Consider the following 24,150-nt stretch of genomic DNA (forward strand, 5'->3'; position numbering starts at 1 on the left):
GCCAGTAGAACAGGATTGTAATTGAGAAGACTGATCTCTCAGCAACCAAATCTGTCAGACATTATTTCTTACTATTATTTGAATAAACGTAAATAATGAGGCAGGAAATTAATGCATGTAATTATTTCTGATTTTATTCCAGGCAAAAAAAGTAAAGGGAAGTAAATTTTTACAATCTTACTTCCCTTTTTTTACATCAAAAAAATAATGAGATATTATATCTCAAACTTAATACCCTGAGCCAATGGAAGTGCGGTTCCATAGTTAATGGTATTTGTTTGTCTTCTCATATATGTTTTCCATGAATCAGAACCGGATTCCCTGCCGCCTCCGGTTTCTTTCTCTCCGCCAAATGCGCCGCCAATTTCTGCTCCCGATGTTCCGATATTTACATTAGCTATACCACAATCAGATCCTTCGGCTGACAAAAACATTTCTGCTTCTCTCATATTGTTGGTAAAGATTGATGAAGATAATCCTTGGACAACACTATTTTGTAACTCGATAGCATTTTTAACATCACCACTGTATTTAATAAGATATAAAATAGGCGCAAAAGTTTCCTCTTGAACTATTTTAAAATGATTTTCAGCTTCCACTATGGCGGGCACAACATAAGAACCTGATTTGTATTGATCACCTTCAAGAACATTTCCACCATAAATAATTTTTCCGCCTTCTTCAATAACAAGTTTTAACGCATTTGTAAAATCTTTAACAGCATTTTTGTCTATAAGCGGACCAACATGATTTTTTTCATCAAGTGGATTACCAATTTTTAATCCGCTATACGCTTTAACTAATGAATCTTTTACCTTAGTATAGATTGAATCATGTACAATTAATCTTCTTGTAGTTGTGCAGCGTTGTCCAGCAGTTCCAACAGCTCCAAAAACAACCGCAGGCATTGCCATTTTAAGATCAACGTCTGGAGTCATAATAATTGCATTGTTACCACCGAGTTCAAGAATTGCTCTTCCAAATCTTTTAGCAATAACTTCTCCTGCATGTCTTCCAACGTTTGTTGAACCAGTAACAGAAATTAATGGAATTCTTTTATCATTTAAAATCTTCTCGCCAATTGTAGATCCTTTACCAACTATAAGTGTAAATATTCCTTCAGGTAAATTATTTTCAACTAAAACATCTTTTATAATATTCTGGCAAGCGATTGCAGATAGCGGAACTTTTGAAGATGGTTTCCAAACGTTTACATCTCCACAAACTGCAGCTAACATTGCGTTCCAAGCCCAAACTGCCACAGGAAAATTAAATGCTGAAATTGTACAAACAACTCCTAATGGATGGTATTGATCATACATTCTGTGATTTGGTCTTTCGGATTGCATTGTAAAACCATAAAGTTGTCTTGATTGACCTACTGCAAAATCACAAATATCAATCATCTCTTGTACTTCGCCCATTCCCTCCTGCAATGATTTACCCATTTCAAAAGAAACCAAAGAGCCAAGATCTTTTTTATGCTGGCGAAGTTTATTACCTATCTGTCTGACTATTTCACCACGTTTTGGTGCGGGAACTGTTCTCCAATATTTAAATGCTTCTTCTGCAGTCGCCATCACTTTGTTAAGATCAGTTTCTGATGCCTGATAAACTGACGCTATAAATTCACCTGTGGCTGGTGAATATATCTTAAGTTCACCCTGATCTGTTGTTTCATTCCATTTAGTTCCTGTTGATGATCCAAAATTCTTTTCTTTGATACCAAGATTTTTTAAGAATTCCATTTTGTAACTCCTTCTAACTGTTATTTAATTTTATCTAATATTGATTTTAAGGTTATATCTGTCATTTTATTTTCAATCTCCACCTGAATTTCTGAAAACAAATCGAGAAAGAAGTAATTTATTTTTTCAGATGAACTATTCTTTTCAAGTTTATCATCGTTAACATTTAAATAAAAAGCTTTACGATCTTCTATAGCACAATATATTTCTTGTAAGTGTATTTCATTTGGATTCTTTGCGAGAGAAAAGCCACCAAGCATTCCGCTATCGCTTTTAACAATTCCTGATTTACCAAGCAAAGAGAGAAGTTTTCTAAGTTTTGAAGCGTTTATTCCCACTGATGCAGCGATCTCAGCACTATTTTTAGGTTTAGCTTCTTGAGCAAGATAGCATAAAGCCTTTACGGAAGTTGATAATTTTGTTGAAGCGGACATAATTTTTATAATTGTTATAGTAAGTGTAACATATTAAATTAAAAAAAACAAATAAAAAAAAGCCGCCCAGCTGGACGGCTTTTAATGAACTTTTCTACATTTTACTTAATCAGCGTCATCTTCTTAACAGAATTGAAGTTCTTCAATCCATCTAGTGATTTTGCCTCTATTGTGTATATGTATACTCCGGATGCAAGACTGCCTGCATTCCAGCTCACATTATGATATCCAACTTCCTTTACCTGATCAAATAGAATTGCTACTTGCTCTCCTAATAGATTGTATATCGTTATTCTTACATTACTATCAAATGGTAATGCAAATTTAATCGTTGTACTAGGGTTAAATGGATTCGGATAATTCTGATACAATGTATATTCTTTTGGTGTAAAATCAACTTCTACTGATATTGCCTTTGAATATGTTATTGTTCCATCAAAGTCTATCTGTTTTAGTCTGTACTGTAATGTCCCCTGGAATCCATCGTACTTGAATTTATCGGAATATGTATAATCACTCTTTTCTGTTGTTGTTCCCTTACCTTCTATAAAGGTTACTTTCTGCCATTCTCCGTCTAACTTTCGTTCTAGTTCAAAGCCTCTGTTGTTTAGCTCTGTGGCTGTTGTCCACATTACTGAGATTTCTTTATCCCCAACATTAGCTGAAAATGAACTTAGCTCTACCGGAACTATTGTTGTGGCGGTTACTACGTTACTATATGGTGATACTCCAAGTAAGTTGTATGCCTGTACTCTATATGTATAGGTTGTATTTGGGGTTCTTCCTAAATCATTATAAGTAACTACATCAGCTCCAACTGTATCTATAACTGCAAATGCATTTACACTTAGCGAATCTCCATCTTTTCTTTCGACGTAGAATCCTAATTCATTTGTTGAGTTATCCATCCAGTTTAGAACTACTGCAAATGTATCTGCTACTGCTGTTAGATTTGATGGCCCATTGATCTGAAGCAATCCTGCGAATTCATCTGCACCAATATCTGGAGTACTTGTATTTCTTACATCTCCATCAATATCGGTTGTTACTAATACTGTTGGAGTCCCACCTGATTCTAGTGGGGTAAGTGTTCCATCAGGAATGTGGAAATCTAAAGCTGCTGTGAAAGGAGCAGCAATGTTTACTGAATTTGCATCCTGACCTGTTGAATCCTGCCACGTTTGGAAAGATTGTCTTGCAACACCAGAGAAACCAATATTAGCAGTTGCCCCGGATACATATAAATCATTATAGTTTGAAGTGAATGTTCCACCAGCACTATAAAGTGCGAAAGCTGTTGGAGCATCATTCTCATTTATTACTATGTTGTTTTCTATGTTAACATTTGCTGTTCCGCCCCAACGGATACCTGTTAATCTTGGTGCTGTTGGTTTGTTTATATTATTAAGTACTATTGTATTATGATATACATTAGCCTGTGGAATATTATCCTGGAATGATATCACATCAACACTTGCAGGAATACCTGTTCCAGTATGTTGGAAATCACCACCAAGGAAGTTGTTGTAGATGTTTACTACTGTTCCTGGCTGGCTAGTTAGGGTTCCTATTCCATATACTCCATTTGTTGCCGTTGAAGCACTGATTAAATGATGCATCTTATTGCTATGTATGTTTACTGTGCCACCATAAGTGTTAAACAACATTCCCCATACCACATTACCTGTTACAGGGGCATAAGTTGGATTGATAATATTTCCACTAATTTCAGATTCAGTCCCTGCAGCTCCTCCATAGAAGAAATATACTGATCTAAGCACGCCGCGTAGCTCATTATTTTTAATATAGATTTTTGAAGCGTATAATAGTGAACCGCTAGATCCTGTTATGCTTACTGAATAAGCTGGTGCATAAGTATCATCACCAATTTTACAGTTTTCAACAATTAAACTGTCTGCAACACCACTTGCCTGTCCATTTGCATAAACTCCTCTTGTTGAAGAATTAAGAATTGTGATTTTTTGGAAAATGATATTAGTATTTTTTACAACATTAAAATCTGTATTTCCAAATAATGTGATTCCAATTCTGCCATTTACGCTATCATTCATTGCAATTGTTAAATCACGAGTTGTTCCGCCATTAGTATTTGATCCATCAATTGTGATATAATTTGCACCGCTGTATGCTATTCCCGAATATTGTGTAGCGCCTGATGCAGTTGCACAGCCGGTAATAGTGATAGTTGGAGTTTTTGTCGGAGCAGGTTTGATGATTAAATTATTGGTTTCAGTCAAATCACTTCTTGTGATAAGAAGGTTTGCACCAACTTCATTTAGATTATCATCAATTAAGAATCTAACCGCACTTGATACACCAAAGGAATTTAATGCTGCCATAGCATCAGCAAGTGTAGCAAATCCCTGTGGATTTATACCCTGTGGTATAAAATAATCACCTGCTAGTACATCTGCCGGATTTACTCCTGCAAATTCATCCGCACCGATATCTGGTGTTGATGCATTTCTTGTCTGACCATCTATGTCTGTTGTTATTCCAACAACAGGGGTTCCAGCAGATTCTAATGCTGTTACTGTTCCATTTGGTATGTGTAGATTTAATGAATCTGTGAACGTCGCATCAACACTGATAGAATTTGCGTCCTGCACAGAAGCTGTTTGCCAATCCAAAAGTGTTGAATATCCTATAGTAGCAATCTGGCCAATAAGTTTACCAATTGTTCCACTTGGATTTATATAAATATCATTATAATCAGAAGATTCTAATTGAGTAGAACTTGTTTGTAAAAAGACACCTATACTGCTTAATCCAAGCGTTGTTAATGCGCCAAGATTATTAACTATGATATTATTTTTTATATCAGCTGTACTTCCAGTTCCTAGTGCGATTCCAGCGGATATAGCATTGGCTCGATTGAGAGTGTTGCCAAATAAATAAATAGAATTATAATATACTTTTACGCCTGTCTGAGTACTAAAGATATACATTCCAAAAGGATTGTCACCTAAAATACTTGTTCCCCAAGCATCACCAGAAATATCAGAAATCATATTGTTCTGGATCGTAATATTAGCATCTGTTGTTCCAGTAGATACAGCAAGACCGTATGCACCATAACCACCTGTACCAGTATATTTAATTGAATTAATAGTGTTACGTTCCACAACTGTATTTCTGGTACCAGTAGCCAACCATATTCCACGATCGTCTTCTGCCGAGACACCATCAAAATTAGCTATTTGATTTTGAGAAATTATTGCACTATCAACACCTTGTAAATAAATGCCTGTAAATCGTACTGCATTTGTTCCAGAAGTGTTGAGACTATTATGAGTAAAAGATATTCCACTTCCATTACCAGGTACAACAACAGCATTACAAAAAGCACCTATATATGCTTTTTGAATGCTATTATTTTGGATCATTATATTTTTGAAATAGCCTGCTGTACCAGCTATATTTGTTAATACTAAAGCTGAGCTTGTGTTTATACCATTAATCAAATTACAGTTTTTAACGGTTACATTCGTTCTTGTTGCTGTGCCCACAGATGAAATAGATATTACTTGTGGAGTTGTTGCACTTAGATTTTCAATAGTCAAATCCCTTGTTGCAGTTCCAGAATTAGAGCCATCAATTGTAACATAGTCATTGAGTATTCTAAATATCTGAGTGCTTGCTGCTAAACCTGAAACGCTTGCTACGATTCCAGTATTAGGTTTTATAGTGACAGTGTTTGAACTAGTTGGAATTGCTGTATTAGTAACATCAACAATTAGTGGAAAAGTTTCAGTTGAATAAAGGGTATCAACTAATAAGAAAGTTGTAGCTCCACTTACACCACGTAAATTAAGATCATTTACAGCAGCTGTTAAGTTAGCATAGACTCCTTCAATTCCTTCGGGCAGGTTAGCTAAGGCATTATCTGCCTTCTTTAAATAAAGATCACCAATAAAATGTGTTCCGTTTTCCATTGGAATCCAGCTAATTTCTTCAACTTCTACTAACTTGGTATTTGTACCAGCATTAATATTAGAGGTTGTTGGTTCTACTTGATTCGTTTTATTTGTTGAATTATCTTCTAGAGGTACTTCAACCATTACTCTTTTTGTAGACTTTTCAAAAGAAATATTTCTTCCGGATATTCTATTAAATAATGCTAATCCAACAGTGTATGATCCGGATAAACCATCTTGAGTTACTAAATAATAACTTGGTGAAGTTGGTGGTACGCTAGCTGCCGGAGGATTTGATGTATATCCACCTGCACCGCCTGAAGGAAATGACCCAACATTAGGAATAGTAGCATTATCCTGAGCAACTACGTAATAATATACTGTGTCATTTGAGACCACACCAGAACCAAAATCAAATGTATAATCGCTTCCAACTACTGTGGTTGGTGTAACTGCAGAATAGGTTCCGGCAAAATTAATTTTCCAATATAAGTTTGGATATCCCGGTGCAGTAGTTGGAACACCACTAGCATCCGTTACATTTGCAACTAAAGTTCTATTTGTTAAAGAACTAGAATTTGTTATTGGAGTATAAGAAATAATTGGAGCTGAAAGATCTAATCCAACACCTGCAAACTCATCGGCACCAACATCAGGTGTTGTAGCATTTCTTGGATTCCCGTCATAGTCATCAGTAATTGTTATTGGTGTTGTTACAGGCGCTCCACCTGATTCAGTCTGTGTCGAAGTGATTGCGCTAACATGTAAATCATAAGGTGCTGTAGTTGAATTTGCAAAAGGCACGTTTTCTGAGAAAGATGCTGCATCACGTGGGGCAACTCTTCCTTTGTAATCACCAATTATTTGATCTGAATTTGTACCATCGTAAAAGATTAAATTATTACTTCCAGGAGTACCTGCATAAAATGAATTATTATTTGATGCTGATGCATAACTTGTTAAAGTTGTAGTACTTCGTCTGTAAGCAGTTGTAAATCCTGTTGCTCCAACTGGAGTGGATAGATTAACAACAATATTATTACGCAAATCAAGAGTTGGTGTTGTGGAGGCATTTATTCCTGAACTTCCAAATAAAGCACCAATACTGGTTGCATTTAGAAATATTGTATTGTGATATAATCCGACAGTTGTGCCACCAGAAACATTTATACCAAAAAGTGAATTAGCGGCATTTAGATTTGGGGCTCTAAGATCGCTAATAAAATTATTAAATAAATATATACTTGTGCCGCTTGAAACTAACATTCCGGCTACAACTCCACCTGCATTAGTATTTTCTAAATTATAAATGTTATTGCGTGAAATATTACGATTTCCACCAGCAGCTGAGATACCATAAACAGCTCCGGTTCCGCTAGTTGACAATCCGAAAACAGTGTTTTGTAAAGCAGAAGTTAAACCTGCTCCTGAACTGCCGAAAGCAATTCCTGTAACCGCACCACCGCTTGTTATATTACTCACGGTATTTAGATTAGCTGTTGTAGTTCCACCGTCATAATTAATATTCAAACCAGTAACTGGGTTTGTTCCACCTGTCCAGTTTGAAAAAGTATTGCCTATAACATTTTTAATTGGTGAACCACCATTTGTATTTCCCCATCCTGCAATAGTTGTTGCACCAGTAACAGTGATGTTTGAAAAATTATTATTATTTGTGTTATTTGTTGCTGTAATTGGATCGCTACCATTATCGGTAAATAATGTTACAGTTCCACCTGCGCCTGTTTTGTTAAAACCAGTTACAATTGAGTTGCTGTTAACATTTTTAACACCACTAGCAGGTAATGTATTACTGTTTGATATAAAAGTAACTGATCCTGTAGTGTTTACAGAAATATTTGTAAATGTATTATTTATAATATTTTGATATAAGTGAACTCCAGCATTAAGTATAAAATATATCGTACCTGTAGCTGTAACAGTATGCCCGAAATCGTAAAAATTATTATCATTAATGTTAATCGTTGACGTAGTACTGGCAGATCCACTCGGATTGTTGATTCCATATGTTGAACCACTACTATTACCACTTTGAAGAGAAATATTATTATTATTGATTGAATTTGTAAATGTACCAGTTGGCACACTTGAAAATGCAGGAATTTGAATACCATTTAAAGTCCCGGCCGTTACACCACCAATAGAACTTGATATAGTGTTATAAGAAATGGTAAAGTCTTTTGTATTACGTACCAAAATACCATTTACCGTTCCTGAGACATTTGCATAACTTGAAAATGTTCCCGTTCTACCATAATTTGTTATTGTATTGGCAAGTGGAAGTGAGCCGCCAATAGTTAGACCTTCATTCATATCAGCTGCTGCAGTTGGACCAACAACAACAATTCCAATATTGACATCAGTTATGGTATTTATGAAAAGCTTTAAATTACTATTGCCGCCGGCAGCACCAGTTGCAGGCACTGAGGTAGAAACAGCAGTAGCAGAATGTGTGGAGTTACTGTAAATACCAAATGTATTCTGATAAGTTCTATCCAAATCAATATTACAATTTGTTATCGTATTATTCTGTGCACCATCTGTAGTTGTAACATAAAGTAACGCGATGCCCCATTCTGTCATGTTATTTGTAGCAGCATCTGTTATCGTGTTTGATGCATTTTCTGTAATATTAAAAGCATTAAGTGTAATATAATCTGCACCTATTATTTTAAATATTCCGTCATTTAAAGCCCCCACCGTTAGCGCACTATTTGCAGTTATTACATTGCCATTTCCATCTATAACTACAGGATTGGCAGCACTTGTGGTAGTAAGTAAAAGCGAACCACTACCTCCTATTATATAACCTTCAATCGGTGCCGTTTCCGGATTACCTACAAGAAGATTTATTGTTACACCACCTGCACCAACACCTTGAGTATTTAAATCAGTTATAGCAGCTGCAAGGGTTGCATAATCACCAGGAATATTTTTTGTACCTGTTAATTGCGCAAAAGTATCTTGCGAAAATATAAACAAGCCAAGCAATAAGGTGATAGAGAGAAGCTTCAGTAAGTTGTTAATCATTATGTTCTCCTAAAATTGATTGTTTAATTATGAGTTCAGTAAAATCATTAAATAGCTTTACAGTTTTGTGAACTAGATTTATTTCTGTAAAGCATAGAACAGGTAAGACTATTTGATGAGTAATTTTCATAACTCTCCTAAATATTATTCGTTTATTTGAAAGTTTAGATACAAATTTTGATCTTATCATTCTCAGAAAAACAGGTACAAAATTGAAAGATTTATCATTTTTAATAATCAAAAATCCAGAAGAAAAATTCATCTTAAAATATAAATATCTGATTTGATCACTCCCTTATTCAAAAATTCAAATCTAAAATCCAGTTTTAAATCTGGCTAAAATGAATGATATAAGCATCTGCATAAATCTTAAAAGAATAAAATTTACTTAATAAAGTATAGTAATTGATGTTATTAACAATTACCGAAAATTATCTACAAATATTTAGTCATTTTTAGTTGAATAATCAAAATATTTGAAGAAATTTTATAAAATAAATTTTTACATTCTTTTAGAATTTTTATGAAATTACAGTTCATCTTTTCTATATTGCATTAAAGAAATTTTAATTTATGAACGATTTGTTTAAATATTTTTCAACATTACAAAGAAGCTATTTTGTTTCAAGCTTCGAAAACGTATTCTAATTTCTACTCTTTTCTCATCTATTTATTAATCACTTAATTATTCACTCATTATCTATCAGGAGTAGAAAATGAATATATATACAACAGACGAAAACAAAATTAAAAAAAATTACGCCCCCTCAATTTCAGCGGATCAGGTTATTCCAACATTATCCAAATATATGCTTGCAGATGGTTTTGAAATTATTCTTGATTTGGAAAAAAGTAAAGGCGTTACTATCGTTGATGAGGTAACAGGTGACGAATATCATGACTTTTTTACATTCTTTGCATCTTCACCAATCGGTTTAAACCATCCCTATTTATATTCTAAAGAAGTTAAAGAGACTCTAGGAAAAGTTGCGATTAATAAACCTTCCAATTCAGATATCTATACAACTTATATGGCTGAGTTTGTTGAAACTTTTGCAAAAGTTGCAAAACCAAATTATATGAAACATTTATTTTTCATTTCCGGCGGTGCACTTGCTGTTGAAAATGGACTAAAAGTTGCTTTCGATTGGAAAGTTAGAAAGAATTTTCTTAAAGGATATAAAGAAGAAAAAGGTCATAAAGTAATTCACTTCAAAGAAGCTTTTCATGGAAGAAGTGGATATACAATGTCACTTACAAATACTGATCCTACTAAAGTTAAGTACTTTCCTAAATTTGATTGGCCACGCATTACAAATCCTAAAATAATATTTCCTCTAGAAGATCATTTAGAGGAAGTAATCCAACTTGAAGAAAAAGCAATAGCAGAAATTAATTTAGCAATCAAAAAGAATCTGGATGATATTGCGGTTATAATTATAGAACCAATTCAAGCAGAAGGTGGAGATAATTTTTTCCGTAAAGAATTTTTAATGAAGCTCCGTGAAATTGCTAATGAAAATGAAATCTTGCTCATGTTTGATGAAGTTCAAACTGGATTTGGATTAACAGGAAAGTTCTGGGCTGCTGATCATTATGTTAAACCAGATATAATTGCTTTCGGAAAAAAAGCACAAGTTTGCGGCATTATGGTTTCTGACAGAGTTGATGATATTGAAGATAACGTATTTAAAGTATCAAGCAGAATAAATTCCACATGGGGTGCTGATCTTACCGATATGGTTAGGTCAAAATTTATTCTTGATGTTATTAAAAATGAAAATCTAGTTGATAATTCTAAAAAAGTAGGTGAGCATTTAAAATATAAACTTATAAAAATAAAGGAAGAGTTCCCAAATTTAATTTCTAATGTTCGTGGATTGGGACTTATGTGCTCCTTTAATTTACCCACCACCGAAATTAGAAATACATTTAGAGAAAATTGTTATAAAGAAAAACTTATGATTTTAGGCTGCGGTGAAAAATCAATCCGATTTAGACCTCCATTAAATATTACAGAAAATGAAATCGATAAGGGCTTGACAATTATCCGAAAAGTTTTAAGTTTAATGTCGTCCAATAACTAAAATATATATTAACTACTTGCACGGTGCGGCTCCATTGTTGGAGCCGTAACTGTTTTAAACTATTTTTAAGTATGAAACTTTACATCGTTAGCACACCAATTGGCAATCTTAAAGATATTACACTTCGAGCAATAGAAACTCTAAAAGAAGTTGATTTTATTTTGTGCGAAGATACACGAACATCAGGGAACCTTCTTAATCACTTTGAAATAAAAAAAGAACTAATTTCATTAAATGCTTTTAACGAAAATAATAAAATTGATTTTATTGTTAACAGAATTTTATCGAATCAAACAGCAGCTTTAATTTCTGATGCAGGCACACCATTAATTTCTGATCCTGGAGTAAGGCTTGTTTCAGCTTGTATAAGTAATGGAATCGAAATTATCCCAATTCCTGGGGCATCTGCTTTAATTGCAGCATTAAGTATGAGCGGTTTACCTACTGATGCTTTCGTATTTGAAGGATTTCTTCCTCAAAAAAAAGGAAGACAAACAAAACTAAAAGAGCTAGCAGAAGAAAAACGCACGATAGTTCTTTATGAATCAACTTATAGAATTGAAAAATTATTAAATGAATTAAATGAGTATTTACCAAGTAGATTCCTTGTTGTTTGCAGAGAAATTACAAAAAAGTTTGAAGAAACATGGCGTGGATTTCCAAGTGAGATATTAGATAACTTTGATCAAAAAACTACTAAGGGTGAGTTTGTTGTTGTTATTGCACCGAAGGAATGGAAAGTTTTAGAAACTTCAAATTGAATTTAAATAAGTATAATCCTTAACCACTTTATCTAAAAATAATAAGGCATTCATTTCACTTTGTACGCCCATTTTATTTGAAATTCCTTCCTTCGCTTTATCTAAAATATTCTGATATGAATATATATTAGTATTTTTTCTATGATTAAGAACTTCCTTTATTATTTGAATATCCTTATCTGTAAGCAAACTTACTTGTGGAAATTTCACTTCGTAATTCTGGGATAATTTTGGAATAAGAATCTCTTCAAGTTTGACTTCATTTTTTAACTTGATGACTGTAGTATTTCCAGCAAGATCGCCTAGCCTCTGCCCTTTTCCATTAATAAGCATAGTAATTATTCCCACAGAACCGTAAGTAAAAAAAACATCTATTGGTTTTATCAACCATCTCAAAAAATAACTGCTTAGTCCGGGTTGTGAACCATCTAATTTAACAACTTTTGTTTTTAATATTTTTTTCCCAATTGATTGACCATTTAAAAACATCTCACAAAGAAAATCATAAAAGAAGAATGGCAGGTATAAAATTCCAAAGGCTGCTGTGGAATAATAAAATGCTGAGTTATAAAAAGCATTGTTTAATAATATTAGCACAAACATCATTGCATAAGCATAACCAAATAAAATTAACATATCAACAATCTGCGCTAAAACACGGTCACCAATACTTGCAATGTTGTATTGAATATCTACATTTTGTGTGGTTTCAATCCCAATATTTTCCATTAAATCATTCCCCGTGCTTTCAGCTCTAAATATTTATTAATTGTCTTTACAGAAAGCTGCTGTGGTGTAGTCAATATTGATTGAATGCCAAGCATTGCTAATTCTTTTTGAATAATTTTTTTCTCAAATGAAAATTTTTCAGCTATTGTTTTGTTATAAATTTCTTCCAATGAATCAGATCTTTTATTTAAAACATCATCAAGTCCGGTATTTTTAAAGAATATAACAATCAGTAAATGAGACGAAGCTAAACTCTTAAAATATTTTAATTGTCTTTTTAATGAATTTGCAGATTCAAAATTAGTGTAAAATAAAAGCAAACTACGTTGTTTAATTCGGGATTTAATTACTGATGCAAGTTTTTCATAATCAGATTCAAGATATTCTGTTTGCTGACTGTAAAGAAGCTCAACAATTTTCTTCATCTGCAAAGAATTTCTTTCTGCAGGCAAAACAGAAGTTACTTTATTATTAAATGTAATTACACCAGCTTTATCCTGTTTGAGCAATGCGATATTTGAAATCACCAAAGAAGAATTAATTGCATAATCCGCAAGTGACATTTTATCAAAAGGCATTTTCATAGTTCTGCCAAGATCAATGATTGAATAAACCTGCTGCGATTTTTCATCAACATAATGATTAACCATTAATTGTCTTTTGCGAGCAGTTGCTTTCCAGTTTATCGTTCTGTAATCATCACCATTCACATATTCTTTGATCTGTTCAAACTCTAATGAATGACCAATACGCCTTATTTTTTTTACTCCTATTTCAACAAGCCGATCAGAAACCGCCATCAACTGATATTTTTTCATTTGAATATAAGATGGATAAACTGCAACAGATCTATTCTGTTCAAATCTAAAGCGACGCGAAACAATATTTAATAATACTGATACATAAATATTTATAGCCCCAAATTGATATTCGCCTCTTTTTACTGGTCTAACATTATATGAAAATATTTTCGTAGTGGCTTTATCTATTTCAGAATTAATTTCAAAATCTCTAATCTGAAAAACAAACGGAAGTTCATCAATAATTTTAATAACGGTTTTTATTGCATAATTATTTGTTAAGATAATTTTGACTTCATTATCATCTCCATTTGAAAGTCTTTCAGCCATTACCCTTTCAGCAAACAAACCTTGTTTAATTAAGAATAGAATTATCGTTTCAATCAGGATAATTGTTATAAAGGAAATCAGTATAATCTTAGAAACAAAAAATAAGATTGGAAAGAAATATCCAAAGAAAAATAACAGCACAATAGAGATCGCCGATAATAGAAATTTTTCAGTAAGATAGAACTCCTTAACAACACGCATTATCGTGGAACCTCAACACGATTCAGAATTTGCTGAATAATTTCATCAGTGGTTTTACCTTCCATCTCTTTTTCAGGAGTTAAAATTATTCTATGCTTTAATGAAGGGAATGTAATTTCTTTAACATCATCAGGATTCACAAAATCTCTACCGCGAATTGCAGCCAGTGCTTTAGCGCCTGTCATAATAGCGATTGAAGCACGCGGGGAAGCCCCCAAATATAAATCACCATTTTTACGTGTTTGGTTAACAATATTAGCAATATAAGCAACTATTTTTTCTTCAATATGGATTGAACTTATCTGCAAACTAAACGCAGCAAGTTGTTCTTTTGTAAATATTGGTTGAATCATACTCAAGTCATTTTTTGATTTGCGATCATTATACTCAAGTAAGATTTTTGTTTCTTCTTCTAAAGTTGGATAACTCATTTCAATCTTAAAAAGAAATCTGTCTAATTGTGCTTCGGGGAGTTTATATGTTCCTTCATGCTCAATAGGATTTTGCGTTGCAAAAACTACAAATGGATTTTCTAATTTGTAAGTATGCCCATCCATCGTGATCTGTCGTTCTTCCATCACTTCAAATAGAGCTGCTTGCGTTTTTGCGGGGGAACGATTTATTTCATCAATCAAAATTATATTTGAAAATATTGGACCCTTTTTATATTCAAATTCGGAGGTTTTCATATTGTAAACTGATGTTCCAAGAATATCAGATGGCATTAAATCTGGCGTAAATTGAATCCTGGAAAAATCTGCCGAAATTGTTTTTGCTAGTATTTTTGCAAGCAAGGTTTTTGCAATCCCCGGAACACCTTCGATAAGAACATGTCCATCAGCAAATATTGAAGCAAGTAGAAGCTCAATTGTATAATCCTGCCCAACAATAATTTTTCTTATTTCAATTTTAACTTTTTCAACTGATTCTTTTAATGACGACAAATCAGTTCTGTTACCAATATTATTTTCCATAAGCACCTGTTTTAGTGTAAAAGTTTTCTATAAAATTATTTAATTCTATTAAGGTTACTTGTTTTATTGATTTAGAAATTGAAACCAGATTTATTAAATCAAACATTTTTTTAATTTCTTTTCGTTCCACATAACTTTTTTCGGATAATTGAGCAATCAATACATCATTTAACTGTATTGTCTTCACAGAATATTTTGTTCTCAGATAATCTAAGAAATAAGTGATTTTTTTTTCTGCAATATTTTTGTGATTGGATTGTTTGTAATAAAGATTACCAACTGTGTTTACAAACTCCATTGTGGTATTTGCTAAAGGCTTTATTAATGGAATAATACGCTGATCTCGTCTTCCTTTAAAGATCACAAAAAAGATTAATGAAACTAGCAAAGTAAAATAAGCCCATTTTAGTGAAGGCTGACTTAAAATAAATCTGATCGGTGAACTTTGATATTTATTCGCTTCTTTATAGTATTCATCCCAAATTACATCTCTCAATTTTAGATATGACAAACTTTTAAATATATAATCTCTATCTGCTTTTAATAAATTATAATTAGTGAAGATATTTGGGATGGTACTCAGATATAAATTTCCTTTTCCAAAATTTACTTTAATAAAATTAACATCATCATTATTATTTGTACCTAGTACAATTACTTTACTAGTATCAAAAGATGTAAAATAGTGATTATAGTTTCCTTTCGTAAAACAGTAGTCAGTTTCTCGCAAAAGATTAGGATTTGAAATATTTACTTTAATTGAATCATATCCGCCAAAAAAAGAATAATTTGTGGATAGTTTTAAAGTATCTGTAATAAATTTTCCAAAGATATTTGCTGCAATAAAAATATCGTTACCACTATTTAGTAATCCTTTTAAAACTTTTGCATCAAGATCATCTGGTTCAAAACTGCGGCAGATAATTATGATGTTTTTATTTTCAATTTTTCTTTCGCGAGTGATATTATAAAATGGAAGATTTGTTGATTCTATATTTTGATTCGGAAATAAATCCTTAAGTGTTTCATACAAAAGATAAGAGCCGTAGGGTATTTTATCATTCTTAGAATAAGTTGGATTCCAATCTGTCGGCTCAGGAGTAACAAGTTTCACTAAAACTAATATTATAAATACGATAGTAACGGGAAGTATAAATTTTAGATTTTTCATTCTTACACTGTTTCCAAAAAAGAATTAAAATCTGAATAACTATTTTGTAACTGATTATATGAAGTTTGATCAATCTCAAATTCGCCATACCATATATATTCAAAATCCAAAGTAATATTATTGAATTTTTCTTTTAGAGTTGAGTACTTTATTTCATTTATAAATTCGTTATTTGTTTTATCAGTTTTCCAATTGATAATCTTTTTATCAGAAAGAATTTTTAATGTTCTTAAATAATTTAATCTTATTGCATATCTAAAATTCTTATTAGCGATCGCATCTTCAATCATTTTTTCATAATCTAAAGAGTGAATATTTTCCAATGATTCCGAAACATTAAGTTGACTATTCTTTTTAATTGAAATCAACAATCCTTTAAACTCAGATCTGTAAAATCCAAAAATAATTGCGGTTACTGCAAGCGCAATTAAAATGTACATGAAAATATCCCACGCCGTATAATAAGAATCGTATTGAGTTAACTTAGCAAATTGTCTGCTGAGCCAATCCATCAATCTTTCCCAAAGTGTTTTAGAGTATTCGGGATCCTCAAAATATTTAAAGTCTTTGTCCTTTAGATGGATTAAAATCGTTGCTGAGTCAACAGAACGAAAAATTATATCAGAAGAATCATATTGGAGTGGAATATGAATTATGTGTTTGATATGTGAATTTTTAGTACTAGAGTCAACAACATCTACTTGCTGAAATGAATTATAATTGTCCCCATTTTCTGGTTTTGCAGGAGATGCGCCTTGGGCAAAATTGGTACCCACCAAAACAGTATTACAAAGCAACAGAATGATTGATATGAATTTAAATCGATTCAATTTTATTCAATAATCCTTTGGCTTCTTTCTGTTCAACAAGACTGAAATAATGAAATGCAATTCCAACAAAACTAATTGAATAAAATAAAAAGTTTAACGATGCGATAATTGTGGTAATTATAAAAATAATTTCTGTTGTACTATTCATTCCATTTCCATCAATAGAATTAAATGCCACAAAAAACATTGCTATGTACTGAGGAATTTGAAATAAAAATCCCATGAAGCCTTGAATTAACCCTAATACAATTAATAGACCAAAAGTGAACCACCATTTATTTTTTATAAGATAAAAACATCGGCTCATTGCATCAAAAAAACCTTTGTTTTCATTTATTGCAACAATATAAATTATCATTAACGCAACGCTCACATAAATTCCTGGGATTATTAAAAGTATTGATGCAAATATCGTTACTACTGTATAACCAATACTTAAAAGAATAATTTTTAAGATATTGCTCTTAGCAATATTCCATACTTCGTCAACTTGTATCTCTGATTCATCTTCTTTTCTAATGTAAATTACGATAAACGAATAGACAGTATTAATAAGCATTAACATAGTAAGAGATGCAGCCAAGATGTATAATCCAATTGACATACCGAATTGGCTAAGCGACGTAGAAGTTGGAACGAATGAAAACATTTCTTTTTGATAAAGTCCGCCAAAAATGCCAGTTAGTAATATAAATGGACCGACTAAAAATATTAACGACTTAGCTAATTGTTTAAAGTTTTCTCTAAGAAATTCAAATGTGGCACTGAGGATTTGTCCAAAATCTCTATACAGCTGGAACTCAATTTTCTTTGGATTCATTTACTTCTCTCCTGCTTAATTTTGTTGGATAAATAACAACATACCAAATAATAAAAGATAATGATGAAATAATAATGGTCAGATTTATAAACACCTGCATTTTAGTGTATCGAGTAACAAATGATTCAAGAAATCCTGCAATAATAAAAAGAGGAATTAAACCAATAATAATTTTAACTCCATCTTTTGCGGCAATTAAAAATGATTGTCTTCTTGAATAAGTTTTTGGAAATAAAATACTGTTACCCAAAATTAATCCTGCAGCCCCAGCAATAATGATAGATGATATTTCAATCGTTCCGTGAATCCAAATTATGGATAATGATTTAAATAATAAATTACGTTCAAAGAAAAAATGATGAAAGGTTCCGAGCATAATTCCATTGTAAAGTAAAAGCATAACAGTACCTACTGAAAGCAGCAAGCCTGACATAAATGTATAAAATGAAACTCGAATATTATTAAATGTTATTCCCATAAACATATCAACACCATTCATCTTTTTATAAACTGCAAGAGGGTCCCCCTGATCAATGTTTTCAAGCGTCATGTTAACATAACTATCACCAAGAATCAATCGAACAAAACCGGTATCACCCGCTGATGAAACAATGCCAATTACAACTGCAACAAAAAATATAATGAATGAAATCAATAATTCTTTTCTTCTTGCATAAAATATTTCAGGTAGCTCATATTTCCAGAATGAAATTATTCTGCTACCCTTTTCTTTTTTATTTTTGTAAACAGATTGATGAACTTTTGAAGTAAGGCTATTTAAATATTGAGTTGTTTTGCTTTGAGAATAAAATGTTTTTGAATACGAAAGATCATCAGTTAACTGGATGAATAATTCAGCTAACTTATCTGGATCTTTAAACGATGTCTTTTTTGAAAGGAATAATTCTACTTCCCGCCATCGTTCGGAATTATTTTTTATGAATTGTACTTCTTTCAATATTGGATTTATTTTTAATCTTCATTCATATAATCAACAATCGATCGGACATCATAAGATTTTAATTTATCACGACCTTTTAAAAATGATAATTCAACAATAAAAGATACCTGAACAATTTCACCACCAAGTTGTTCAATCAACTGGCAAACAGCATTCATTGTGCCGCCAGTAGCAAGTAAATCATCATGCACCAATACTTTATCTCCCGGCTGGATTGCATCTATGTGCATTTCAAGTTTGTCTTCGCCATACTCAAGCGAATATGAAATTGAAACTTTTTCTGCAGGTAGTTTTCCCGGTTTGCGAACAGGAATAAAACCACAATTAAGTTTATGTGCAAGTGGAGAACCAAAAATAAACCCTCGTGACTCAATTCCAACTACTTTATCTATCTTTTTCCCTTTCGTAAAACTTAGAAGTTGCTCTAACGTATAATTAAAAGCTTCAGGATTTTTGAGAAGAGTAGTTATGTCACGAAACATAATCCCCTGTTTTGGAAAATCATTTACATTTCTGATATGGGATTTTAAATCCATTTATTTATCCTTGCTAAGAAAATTATCAATCCCATTTTTAAAATCTTCTGTAGATCTGCTTATTGTATTTAATCCAACACAATAGTTTACTGCATCACATACAGAAAGATTTGAAATATTATTTATCATTTCTTTTGTAAGTCTCAAACTTTCCACAGAATTTTTATTAATTTTTTCAGCAAGACTGATAGATTCATCTAAAACATTTTCGACCAAATAATTTACAAATCCAATCTCATATGCTCTTTGTCCTGAGATAATTTCACCATCCATTAACAATTGTTTAGCCAAACCTTCTCCAACTTTTTTAATTAAAAAGATAGAAACGATGGCAGGAATGAATCCAATTTTTACTTCGCTGTAGCCAAATTTACTTTTTTCAGGATGTGCAAGGATAAAATCACAAACAGATGCTAGTCCGCAGCCGCCCGCAATTGCTGATCCGTTTACTGCCGCAATCGTTGGTTTTGGATATTCATAAATCGATACAAATAACTCTGCTAGTGATTTTGAATCATTGTAATTTTCAATTGTGGAGTTACTCGATAGGCTCTTAAGATATTCTAAATCAGCTCCGGCACAAAATGAATTTCCTTCCCCAGTAATTATTATAGATTTAATATTATCATTATTTTTGAATTCAATTAGCTTATCTTTTAGATTTTTAATTAAAGTAGGATTTAAAGCATTTCGTTTTTCTGGTCGTGCAAGAAATATTATTCCAGCATTATTTATTATTTTTGATTTTATCATCTGATAAATTAAATATTATAATTTTCACTTTCACTTAATTCAGAACACCTTCAAAATTTTCAAGTGTTTCTTTAATATTTTTCAAAAACATTCCACCTAACATACCATCAACTAATCTGTGGTCGTGTGACAGTGTTAGTGCCATAATATGTCTTACAGCAAATGTATCAGACCCGTCAACTTCAATTACAACCGGCTTTTTCTGAACTGCGCCAACTCCAAGAATTGCAACTTCAGGTTGATTAATAATTGGCGTTCCAAATATAGTTCCGAAAACACCATAATTTGTAATTGTAAAAGTTCCGTTTGAAATATCATCGGGAGTTAATTTTTTGGTTCTTGCACGATTAGCTAAATCTGCAATTGCTTTTGCTAATCCAACTACATTTCTATCGCCGGCACCTTTAATATTTGGTACGATTAATCCAGTTGGTTCAATCGCGACAGCAATTCCAAGATTGATAAATTTCTTTTGCAGAATTGAATTACCATCTATACTTGAATTAACAAGAGGATATTTTTTTAACGATTTAACAACAGCATCCGCAATAAAAGCCATGTATGTAATCTTTGCATTTTCATTTTTGATAATCTCTTCCTTATTAGCAGTTATAAAATTATGAATGCGTGTCATGTCAACTTCAATCAGCCCTGTAACGTGAACAGATGTATCACGACTATGAACCATGTGATCCATAATTCTCATACGAATATTGTCCATTGGAATTTTTTCAACATCAGCTGAATTATAAACAGTTTGCGAAGTAGTTGGAATTGATGAAGTAGTTTTAATTTCTTTCTTTTCTTGAACTTTTTGATCCGGTTGTGATTTTCGATTTTCTAAATACTTAAGAATATCTTTCTTAGAAACTCTTCCTTCCAATCCAGTTCCAGTTATAGATTTTAATTCATCAAAACTTATATTTTCTTTTTGTGTAATGCTTAAAACAAGAGGCGAATAAAATCCTGCACTTGTTCCATTTCCTTCAGGTATTATATCAACGCTTTTGGAAAAATTATCATGCATTGAAACTACGTCTTGAGCTTGAACTTTCTCCTGCTTGACTGTTTGGGAAACCTGCTCTTTAACTTTACCTCCTACTCCAAGTTTTGCAACGATAGTTCCAACTTCAACGGTTTCCTGCTCGCCAACAAGAATTTCTGTTAATGTTCCAGCTTCTGGTGATGGAATTTCTGTATCAACTTTATCTGTGCTAATTTCAAAAATTGTTTCATCTTTCTTAACTGCGTCACCAACTTTCTTATACCACTTAATAATAGTTCCTTCCATTACTGATTCACCCATTTTTGGCATTGCAATTTCAATCACATTACTATTTGCCGTATTTGATATTGTAGATGAGTTAGTTCCAGAATTAATATTGTTTTCATTATTTCGATCGTAGGGAGAAATATCATTAACTTCAGGTCGAGTAGATTTCTCAGTCGAAGACTCCTTCGAAATGACTTCTTTTTCTTCCATTCTATTTTTGGAAGAACTACTTATTGGTTCTGGTGTCTCTTTTTCAATCGGAGTTTCTACTAATTCTTTTCCGCCAGTATTTATTTTTGCAACAACAGTTCCAACCTCAACTGTATCACCTTCTTTAACTATTATTTCAGATAATATTCCAGCTTCCGCAGCAGGAATTTCAGTATCAACTTTATCAGTGCTGATCTCAAAAATAATTTCATCACGTTTAACAGCATCACCAACTTGTTTATGCCATTTTATGATTGTGCCTTCATTAACACTCTCACCCATTTTCGGCATTATTATATCCATAAGAAACTCCTATTCACAAATGTTAAATGCTTAATGTTCAATTTTTAATTATAGAGTCATAACGAGCAAAGCGAGATATCTGAACTCTAATACAGATCGACATCACTCGCATTATTCGATAAATCGATTTATTAATACTTAAGTAAATCTTTTATTCCTTTGTAAATATCATCACGACTTGGTAAAACTGCATTTTCCAAGATTGGTGCATAAGGAATATGCGCGTCCTTTGCGGCAATTCTTTTTACGGGTGCATCAAGATATTGAAAACAATTATCTGCAATACGAGCTGCAATCTCGGCACCAAATCCTCCAAACATCGTGTCTTCGTGGATTATAATTACTTTATTTGTTTTTTTAACTGAGTTGTAAATTGTTTCTTCGTCCAAAGGAACAATTGTTCTAATATCAATTACTTCCACAGAAAAATCTTCATCTTCCAATTTCTTTGCGGCAATCATTGAATCCCATAAAGAAACTCCCCAGGATACTACCGTAACATTAGTTCCTTCTCTAACTACTTTTGCTTTACCAAATGATAACAAATAATTCTCATCCGGCTCGGGTGTGATTGCAAAACTTTGTCTGTATAATCCTTTATGCTCGCAAAATAAAACCGGATCTTTAATTCTGCATGCTGTTTTAAGTAATCCTTTTGCATCCGCTGCATTACTAGGATATGCGATAAAAATTCCTGGAATGTGTGAAAAGAATGCTTCAATATTTTGACTATGACACAAACCACCGTGAATGTATCCGCCAACAGCAACACGAGTAACAACAGGTGCAGACCATGAATTATTAGAGCGATACCGCATTGGTGCCATTTCATTTTTCATTTGCATAAATCCGGGAAAAATGTAATCTCCAAATTGAATTTCTACAACAGGTTTCATGCCTGTTAGCGACATACCAACCGCAACGCCCATTATACTTGCCTCAGCGAGCGGTGAGTTGAAAACTCTTTTTTTAGTAAACCTGGTTGATAAACCTTTTGTTGCCGTAAACACACCGCCTTTTCCATCTTCAATATCTTCACCAAAGATGAACATCTCAGAATTTTTTTCCATCTCTTCGTGTAATGCGTGATTAATGGCATCAACCATAACAATTTTATTTCCACTTGGTGTTGATGATTCATAATCAAGTGATTCTTTAAAACCACTTTCATCAAAAACATATTTTGTTGCTTCATCAGGTTTTGGGTCAGAGGAGTGCAGTGCCTTATCAGCGGCTTCGCTAATTTCCTCGTTGATTTTAACCTTTAAATCCTCATAATCTTTCTGATTTAGAAATCTTTTTTCCAGTAATACTTGAGCAAATTTTTCAATCGGACATTTCTTTAAATCTTCTTCAAGTTCCTTCTTATCTCGATATTTTTTTTGATCATCTGAAGATGAATGAGATTCTAATCGCACAACATCTGCTTCGATAAGAGCAGGACCTTTACCACTTTTAATATATTCAATTGCTTCTTGAACCTTCTCAAAAGATTGGAAAAAATCCGTTCCATCAATTCTTGCACGATGAAGATTGTGAAATCCTTCCATCATCTCAGCAATTGAACTGTCTTTTCCTCCTGTTTGATTTGAAACGTGAACCGAGATTGCGTACTTATTATTCTGAATTACAAAAAGTACTGGTAATTTTTCACGGCTAGCCCAATTAACGGCTTCGTGAAATTCACCCTGGGATGTCGTTCCTTCGCCACTGCTTACATAAGATATATTTCGTTCTCCTCTTTTAACTGATGCTAATGCAGCTCCCACTGCTTGTAAAAATTGTGTACCAGTTGGAGATGATTGTGATGGTAGATTAAAATTTTTAGAACCCCAATGAACAGGTAATTGTCTTCCTCCGCTTGCCGGATCATCCGCTTTTCCGAAAGTTCCTAGAAATACTTCTTCCGGAGTTAGACCAGCTGTTAACACAGTTGCCAAATCACGGTAGTACGGAAAAAACCAATCTTTTTTTGGATTTAGTGACAAACCAATTGCAAGCTGCACGGCTTCGTGTCCTGCACCGGCAATGTGAAAAAATGTTTTTCCTTGTCTAAGTAAATTCATTGCTTTATTATCAACATTTCGCGCTCGCAACATCGTTTTTAGAACTTGCAATAATTTATCTTTTGTAAATTCTTCTTTACCAACTTTTACCGTTTCATTTTTTCCATTTGTTGGTTTAATCGAACTTTTTTCTTTCGATTTTTTTTCTGTTGATGTTGTTTTCTTTGCCATTAA

The 24,150-nt window shown here is 32.7% G+C and carries 17 protein-coding genes; 2 read left to right on the forward strand and 15 right to left on the reverse strand.

The features are described 5' to 3' along the window. Positions 1–215: 215 nt before the first annotated feature. From IPJ23_05240 to IPJ23_05255, 4 genes are all read right to left on the reverse strand, one after another. Complete coding sequence (locus tag IPJ23_05240) at positions 216–1,748, reverse strand: aldehyde dehydrogenase family protein (protein ID MBK7630093.1); 1,533 nt, start codon at positions 1,746–1,748, stop codon at positions 216–218. 20 nt (positions 1,749–1,768) lie between these two features. Continuing rightward, positions 1,769–2,182, reverse strand: a complete 414-nt coding sequence (locus tag IPJ23_05245; GenBank protein ID MBK7630094.1) for an Rrf2 family transcriptional regulator — start codon at positions 2,180–2,182, stop codon at positions 1,769–1,771. Positions 2,183–2,283: 101 nt separating this feature from the next. Then, positions 2,284–9,171, reverse strand: a complete 6,888-nt coding sequence (locus tag IPJ23_05250) for a hypothetical protein (protein ID MBK7630095.1) — start codon at positions 9,169–9,171, stop codon at positions 2,284–2,286. After that, the gene (locus IPJ23_05255; GenBank protein MBK7630096.1) at positions 9,164–9,301 is read right to left on the reverse strand and encodes a hypothetical protein; all 138 of its coding nucleotides are present in this window, start codon (positions 9,299–9,301) and stop codon (positions 9,164–9,166) included. Before IPJ23_05255 ends, IPJ23_05250 begins: the two co-directional genes overlap by 8 nt. A gap of 586 nt (positions 9,302–9,887) precedes the next feature. Between IPJ23_05255 and IPJ23_05260 the strand changes: the two genes are divergently transcribed. Continuing rightward, complete coding sequence (locus tag IPJ23_05260) at positions 9,888–11,258, forward strand: L-lysine 6-transaminase (GenBank protein MBK7630097.1); 1,371 nt, start codon at positions 9,888–9,890, stop codon at positions 11,256–11,258. A gap of 71 nt (positions 11,259–11,329) precedes the next feature. Continuing rightward, positions 11,330–12,019, forward strand: coding sequence for a 16S rRNA (cytidine(1402)-2'-O)-methyltransferase (rsmI, locus tag IPJ23_05265; protein ID MBK7630098.1), 690 nt, complete (start codon positions 11,330–11,332; stop codon positions 12,017–12,019). Here the strand turns inward: rsmI and IPJ23_05270 are convergent. From IPJ23_05270 to IPJ23_05320, 11 genes are all read right to left on the reverse strand, one after another. Beyond that, the gene (locus IPJ23_05270) at positions 12,011–12,748 is read right to left on the reverse strand and encodes an RDD family protein (GenBank protein MBK7630099.1); all 738 of its coding nucleotides are present in this window, start codon (positions 12,746–12,748) and stop codon (positions 12,011–12,013) included. The genes rsmI and IPJ23_05270 overlap by 9 nt on opposite strands. Further along, complete coding sequence (locus tag IPJ23_05275; GenBank protein MBK7630100.1) at positions 12,748–14,079, reverse strand: DUF58 domain-containing protein; 1,332 nt, start codon at positions 14,077–14,079, stop codon at positions 12,748–12,750. Before IPJ23_05275 ends, IPJ23_05270 begins: the two co-directional genes overlap by 1 nt. Further along, positions 14,079–15,053 (reverse strand): MoxR family ATPase, encoded by a 975-nt coding sequence (locus tag IPJ23_05280; GenBank protein MBK7630101.1) that lies wholly within the window; start codon positions 15,051–15,053, stop codon positions 14,079–14,081. Before IPJ23_05280 ends, IPJ23_05275 begins: the two co-directional genes overlap by 1 nt. Next, positions 15,043–16,224 carry a hypothetical protein gene (locus IPJ23_05285; GenBank protein MBK7630102.1) on the reverse strand — a complete coding sequence of 394 codons (1,182 nt, stop codon included), beginning with the start codon at positions 16,222–16,224 and terminating at the stop codon, positions 15,043–15,045. The genes IPJ23_05280 and IPJ23_05285 overlap by 11 nt, the downstream gene beginning before the upstream one ends. A gap of 2 nt (positions 16,225–16,226) precedes the next feature. Beyond that, positions 16,227–17,054, reverse strand: coding sequence for a hypothetical protein (locus IPJ23_05290; protein MBK7630103.1), 828 nt, complete (start codon positions 17,052–17,054; stop codon positions 16,227–16,229). Further along, positions 17,041–17,874, reverse strand: coding sequence for a hypothetical protein (locus tag IPJ23_05295; protein MBK7630104.1), 834 nt, complete (start codon positions 17,872–17,874; stop codon positions 17,041–17,043). The genes IPJ23_05290 and IPJ23_05295 overlap by 14 nt, the downstream gene beginning before the upstream one ends. Next, positions 17,855–18,832 (reverse strand): stage II sporulation protein M, encoded by a 978-nt coding sequence (locus tag IPJ23_05300; protein MBK7630105.1) that lies wholly within the window; start codon positions 18,830–18,832, stop codon positions 17,855–17,857. Before IPJ23_05300 ends, IPJ23_05295 begins: the two co-directional genes overlap by 20 nt. Positions 18,833–18,846: 14 nt before the next feature. After that, a complete protein-coding gene (locus tag IPJ23_05305) occupies positions 18,847–19,371 on the reverse strand; it encodes an adenine phosphoribosyltransferase (GenBank protein ID MBK7630106.1) in 525 nt (174 codons plus the stop codon). Beyond that, on the reverse strand, positions 19,372–20,124 hold the full coding sequence (locus IPJ23_05310) for an enoyl-CoA hydratase/isomerase family protein (GenBank protein ID MBK7630107.1): 753 nt from the start codon (positions 20,122–20,124) through the stop codon (positions 19,372–19,374). It abuts the gene before it with no gap. 34 nt (positions 20,125–20,158) lie between these two features. Beyond that, positions 20,159–21,910 carry a 2-oxo acid dehydrogenase subunit E2 gene (locus tag IPJ23_05315; protein ID MBK7630108.1) on the reverse strand — a complete coding sequence of 584 codons (1,752 nt, stop codon included), beginning with the start codon at positions 21,908–21,910 and terminating at the stop codon, positions 20,159–20,161. Between the two features lie 131 nt (positions 21,911–22,041). Continuing rightward, positions 22,042–24,147 carry a dehydrogenase E1 component subunit alpha/beta gene (locus IPJ23_05320; protein MBK7630109.1) on the reverse strand — a complete coding sequence of 702 codons (2,106 nt, stop codon included), beginning with the start codon at positions 24,145–24,147 and terminating at the stop codon, positions 22,042–22,044. Between the last annotated feature and the right edge of the window lie 3 nt (positions 24,148–24,150).

It is taken from the genome of Ignavibacteriales bacterium, assembly GCA_016709765.1.
Lineage (GTDB): Bacteria > Bacteroidota > Ignavibacteria > Ignavibacteriales > Ignavibacteriaceae > IGN3.

Bases quoted from the DNA above. Each gene is read 5' to 3' on its own strand.
- IPJ23_05240 (MBK7630093.1), bottom strand. From the start codon at position 1,748: ATGGAATTCTTAAAAAATCTTGGTATCAAAGAAAAGAATTTTGGATCA.
- IPJ23_05245 (MBK7630094.1), bottom strand. From the start codon at position 2,182: ATGTCCGCTTCAACAAAATTATCAACTTCCGTAAAGGCTTTATGCTAT.
- IPJ23_05250 (MBK7630095.1), bottom strand. From the start codon at position 9,171: ATGATTAACAACTTACTGAAGCTTCTCTCTATCACCTTATTGCTTGGC.
- IPJ23_05255 (MBK7630096.1), bottom strand. From the start codon at position 9,301: ATGAAAATTACTCATCAAATAGTCTTACCTGTTCTATGCTTTACAGAA.
- IPJ23_05260 (MBK7630097.1), top strand. From the start codon at position 9,888: ATGAATATATATACAACAGACGAAAACAAAATTAAAAAAAATTACGCC.
- rsmI (MBK7630098.1), top strand. From the start codon at position 11,330: ATGAAACTTTACATCGTTAGCACACCAATTGGCAATCTTAAAGATATT.
- IPJ23_05270 (MBK7630099.1), bottom strand. From the start codon at position 12,748: ATGGAAAATATTGGGATTGAAACCACACAAAATGTAGATATTCAATAC.
- IPJ23_05275 (MBK7630100.1), bottom strand. From the start codon at position 14,079: ATGCGTGTTGTTAAGGAGTTCTATCTTACTGAAAAATTTCTATTATCG.
- IPJ23_05280 (MBK7630101.1), bottom strand. From the start codon at position 15,053: ATGGAAAATAATATTGGTAACAGAACTGATTTGTCGTCATTAAAAGAA.
- IPJ23_05285 (MBK7630102.1), bottom strand. From the start codon at position 16,224: ATGAAAAATCTAAAATTTATACTTCCCGTTACTATCGTATTTATAATA.
- IPJ23_05295 (MBK7630104.1), bottom strand. From the start codon at position 17,874: ATGAATCCAAAGAAAATTGAGTTCCAGCTGTATAGAGATTTTGGACAA.
- IPJ23_05305 (MBK7630106.1), bottom strand. From the start codon at position 19,371: ATGGATTTAAAATCCCATATCAGAAATGTAAATGATTTTCCAAAACAG.
- IPJ23_05310 (MBK7630107.1), bottom strand. From the start codon at position 20,124: ATGATAAAATCAAAAATAATAAATAATGCTGGAATAATATTTCTTGCA.
- IPJ23_05315 (MBK7630108.1), bottom strand. From the start codon at position 21,910: ATGGATATAATAATGCCGAAAATGGGTGAGAGTGTTAATGAAGGCACA.
- IPJ23_05320 (MBK7630109.1), bottom strand. From the start codon at position 24,147: ATGGCAAAGAAAACAACATCAACAGAAAAAAAATCGAAAGAAAAAAGT.